Origin of the sequence: Vibrio makurazakiensis (genome assembly GCF_050337375.1) — a bacterium.
GTDB classification, from domain to species: Bacteria; Pseudomonadota; Gammaproteobacteria; order Enterobacterales; family Vibrionaceae; genus Vibrio; species Vibrio makurazakiensis.
Map to the genome: position 1 here is coordinate 1 of NZ_JAKJSW010000287.1, position 4,178 is coordinate 4,178.

The following is a 4,178-nucleotide window of genomic DNA, read 5'->3' on the forward strand; positions in this document are numbered from 1 at the left end:
TCTAAAAGAGGAAAGTTGTTGAGAGATTGTTAAAATAGGTTAAAATGCATGCGATTGTTCGATAATTCGACATTTAAACATGGAAAGTGATGGGAAGAGTGGAATTTATACCGTTCGGGCTTCCAATTCTAATTGGAAACTGGTTTACTTGCCATACAACAAGCGCCAATCAAATTCTGATGTGATGTAAACCTAGATTTACACGCAAACCTTTAAGGCGTAAACACACAAGCACACACAACATATATTTTTGGAGTAAACGTGGCGACTAGTAATACAACCACAAAACCTCGTGATACCTGGGGTTCGAAATTAGGATTCGTAATGGCTGCAGCAGGTTCTGCTGTTGGTCTAGGTAATATTTGGAAATTCCCTTACACAGCAGGTGAAAGCGGCGGCGGTGCGTTCGTAGCTATTTACTTGTTCTTTGTTATTTTTATTGGTTTCAGTGTGATGCTGACTGAATTTGCGATTGGCCGTCATACGCAAAAGTCAGCAGTAGGTGCATTTAAATCAACAGACCGTCGCTGGACGTTCGCTGGTGTTATTGGCGTAGTGAGTGGCCTACTAATTATGGGTTTCTACCCAGTAGTTGGTGGCTGGTCTATCGCATATATTGGTAAGATCGCTGGTGGTCTTCTTGAAACGCCTGAAGCAATCGGTGATAGCTTCGGTGGCTTCATTTCAGATCCAGTACAACCGCTAATGTGGATGGGTGCTTACTTACTGCTTAACATTGTTATCGTAATGAAAGGTATTTCAGGCGGTATCGAGAAAGCGGGTAAAGTGTTAATGCCACTACTGTTCATCATTCTGATTGTTGTTTCAATCAAAGGTCTGATGCTTCCAGGTTCAATGGCTGGCCTTAAATTCCTATTTAGCCCTGACTTCTCGAAAGTAGATAGCAACGTAATCCTAGCTGCACTAGGTCAAGCGTTCTTCTCTCTAAGTCTAGGTATGGGTTGTATGATGACATACGGTTCTTACTTGAAGAAGAAAGAGAACTTAGTTCAAACAACCGCAATGGTTACTGCAATGGATACTGGTGTTGCTATCCTTGCTGGTGTTGCAATGTTCCCTGCAATGTTCGCATTCGGTATGGAACCAGCAGCGGGTCCAGGTCTAGTATTCGTAGTTGTTCCTCAGCTATTTGCTGAAATGGGCGGCGTTATCGGTCTACTATTCGCTCTAATGTTCTTCATCGGTCTAAGTGTTGCAGCTTTAACTTCTTCAGTATCTCTATTAGAAGTTGTAGTTTCTTACCTAATTGATGAGAAGGGCATGAAACGTGTTACAGCTGTGCTTTCTGCAAGTGTTGTAATGGCGATTCTATGTATCTTTGCTTCTCTATCTCTTGGTGGCATTGGTCCAACATTGTTCGACACTGGCGCATTCGATATCTTCGACCTTCTAACAGATAAGATCTTCCTAGCTGTTGGCGGTATGTTGGTATGTATCTTCGCTGGTTGGAGACTAAACCGCGCTGACCTAGAAAAAGAAATCACTAACGATGGTGAAGTATCTTTCCCACTATTCGGCCTGTGGTACAGCCTAGTTAAATACGTAATCCCTGTAGCAATCGCAATTGTTGCATTCATGGGGGTATCTTCTGGCTTCGATAGCGGTAAAGGAGCAATTATGCTTCTAGGCCTAGGTATCATTGCTGGTTCAGCGGTTATTTCTAAGAAGTTTTAATTAACTTAAATTAGAAAGTAAAACACTAAAAACGAGAGCTTATTAGCTCTCGTTTTTTATGGATGCTATTCCACTTAGTCTTAGGGAAAATACAAATACCTCTCTTTCACTCCTTGTTATTATTCTTAATATTTAACAACTATCTTATAAAACTAACTACTAAATAGTGACTTTCGTTTACTCCTTGAACAGGTGTCTACCTTGTCAAAAAATAATGGTCTAACTCTGTATATATGTGTGGATTAATAGATAACTTGGACTATATTATCAAATCAGTAAGTTATTGTTATTTTGCATAATAATGGAGTATATATGCAGTGGTCTGTTGGTAAGAAGTTGTATGCTGGTTTCTTAAGTATTTTGGCCTTGGCCTTTATCATGGTGACTATAATCTGGTTTGAAGTGATTGCGTCACATAAGGTTGCGAGTGAAATCCGCGATGATGATATCCCCGGTGTTGAGCTTTACCTCGTTCTAATTGATGAGGCCGGCGACGTGTATCGCGATGCGTTAAAAACGGTTAGCGGAGATTCAAATGCTCTGAGTGATTATCGCGATAATAAAAATGAGTTTGATGCAGCTTTGAATGCGATCATGAATCTGGAGCAAAGTAATGCGAAAGACTCGAATCGTCTGCGTGAAATAAAAAATCACATGAGTACTTTTACCCAACAATTTGAATCTCAAATTGTTCCTCATCTAAGTGGTTCAGTTGGCAGTTCTGAAATGTTTCAAACCCTCGACAGTATTAATGAGCAGTCATTAATTAAGTTAGAAGCGCTTCTTGATACCGCTTCTTCGGATGAAGGAACGGAAGCTGAAGCTGCACTGAATAGTTTAAATGACTCTTTCACTATGATTGAGAATACTATTCTTATTCTGAGTTTAATATTATTTGTTGTCGCATTAACAATTGCGTATTTTTTGTCTAAATCAATTACGTCACGTCTAACGATATTGGATTCTGTCGCTCAACGTGTCGCTAGCGGTGATTTAACCGCTGCAGCAATAAAAGATGATTCAGGAGACGAACTGGCTAACCTGGCGACTTCCGTTAATAGCATGCAAAGTTCGCTGGTCAGTTTATTGAGTTCTATTACGTCAGTGAGTCATGAGGTGAAACTTGTGACGACTGAACTTTCAAATGAAAGTAACAATATTGTTCAAGGTGCATCTCAGCAAGCGGACAAAGCTAATCTCATTGCGACAGCTGCGGAAGAGCTGAGCTTAACCATTGCCGAAGTTGCCCAACAAGGTAACTCTACTTACGAAGTTGCTCGTCAATCTGAGAGTTCAGCAGAAGTAGGGCGCCAAGTTATCAATGAAATGGTCGCAAGTATTCAGCAAGTGTCTCAGCAAATGGGGGATATGTCGGTTCAAATGAACCAGTTAGGTTCTCATGGTGAACAAATTGGTAGCGTAATTAAAGTCATTGAAGACATTGCAGAACAAACCAATTTACTTGCACTTAATGCCGCGATTGAAGCAGCGCGAGCGGGTGAATTTGGTCGTGGTTTTGCCGTAGTAGCTGATGAAGTTCGTGCACTCGCTGAAAGAACAACTAAAGCAACACGTGAGGTTTCAGGTATTATTCAGGCGATCCAATCTGGAACGTTAGAAGCAGTGAATTTCACCGACGAAAACTGTCGCTTAGTAGATATTGGTGTAAGCCAAAGCTCTGGAGCAGTAAATGCCTTGGAAGAGATCGTAGAAGGGGCATCGAATGTCCAAAATATGATCAACTCAATTGCAACCGCAGCTGAAGAACAAACCGCAGTAACGAAAGAGATCGCAACGGATATTACAGCCATCAGTGATATTTCGGAACAGTCGCTACAACAAGCAACTTCAAGCTCACAAAACGTAGCATCGCTTAATAATAAAGTTGGTGAACTAGAAGGGCTCATCGGTAAGTTTAAGCTAAGTTAATAGTCTGGTTAGTTACTTAACTGAGTGACTACAAACTTGGCACCTGTTACATCTTAATCAAAGGCTGGCTTCCTTTAAAAGAAGCGTTATACTCTTGCTTCAAATAGGAGCCAGCCTTCAATGTTCGACATTCTTTATACCCATTCCGATTTTCTCATCATCAATAAACATCCTGGTGTCAGCGTCCATAAAGATGACGGCGATACTATGTTGTTGCAAGAAGTAGCTAAGGCAACAGGCGACAGCAAGTTGTACTTGATTCATCGCTTAGACAAAATGACTTCAGGCATCCTCATCCTAGGGCGCAATTCTAAGGCTGCAAGTGAGCTTTCACAGTTGTTTGCTAATCGTACTGTTGAAAAATACTACTTGGCGATTGGCAGTAAAAAGCCAAAGAAGAAACAAGGGCTGATTAGTGGTGATATGGAGCGTTCTCGTCGCTCTAGTTGGAAGTTGTTGAATAGCAATAATAACCCCGCAGTGACTCAATTTATGTCATTGGCGAGTGAACCTGGTGAGCGTTTACTACTGTGTAAACCATATACTGGTCGCAC

The 4,178-nt window shown here is 41.1% G+C and carries 3 protein-coding genes; all 3 read left to right on the forward strand.

The genetic code is table 11. The annotated features are described in order from the left end of the window. Positions 1 to 261: 261 nt before the first annotated feature. Entirely contained in the window at positions 262 to 1,695 is a 1,434-nt protein-coding gene (locus L4C33_RS20055; RefSeq protein ID WP_428814167.1) for a sodium-dependent transporter, read from the forward strand. Positions 1,696 to 2,007: 312 nt separating this feature from the next. Then, positions 2,008 to 3,624, forward strand: coding sequence for a methyl-accepting chemotaxis protein (locus tag L4C33_RS20060; RefSeq protein ID WP_428814168.1), 1,617 nt, complete (start codon positions 2,008 to 2,010; stop codon positions 3,622 to 3,624). Between the two features lie 120 nt (positions 3,625 to 3,744). Continuing rightward, a partial coding sequence (locus L4C33_RS20065) for a TIGR01621 family pseudouridine synthase (protein WP_428814169.1) occupies positions 3,745 to 4,178 on the forward strand: 434 nt, incomplete at its 3' end.

What these genes read in the sequence shown, in the direction of transcription:
- L4C33_RS20060 (WP_428814168.1), top strand. Translation starts at nt 2,008, where the DNA reads ATGCAGTGGTCTGTTGGTAAGAAGTTGTATGCTGGTTTCTTAAGTATT.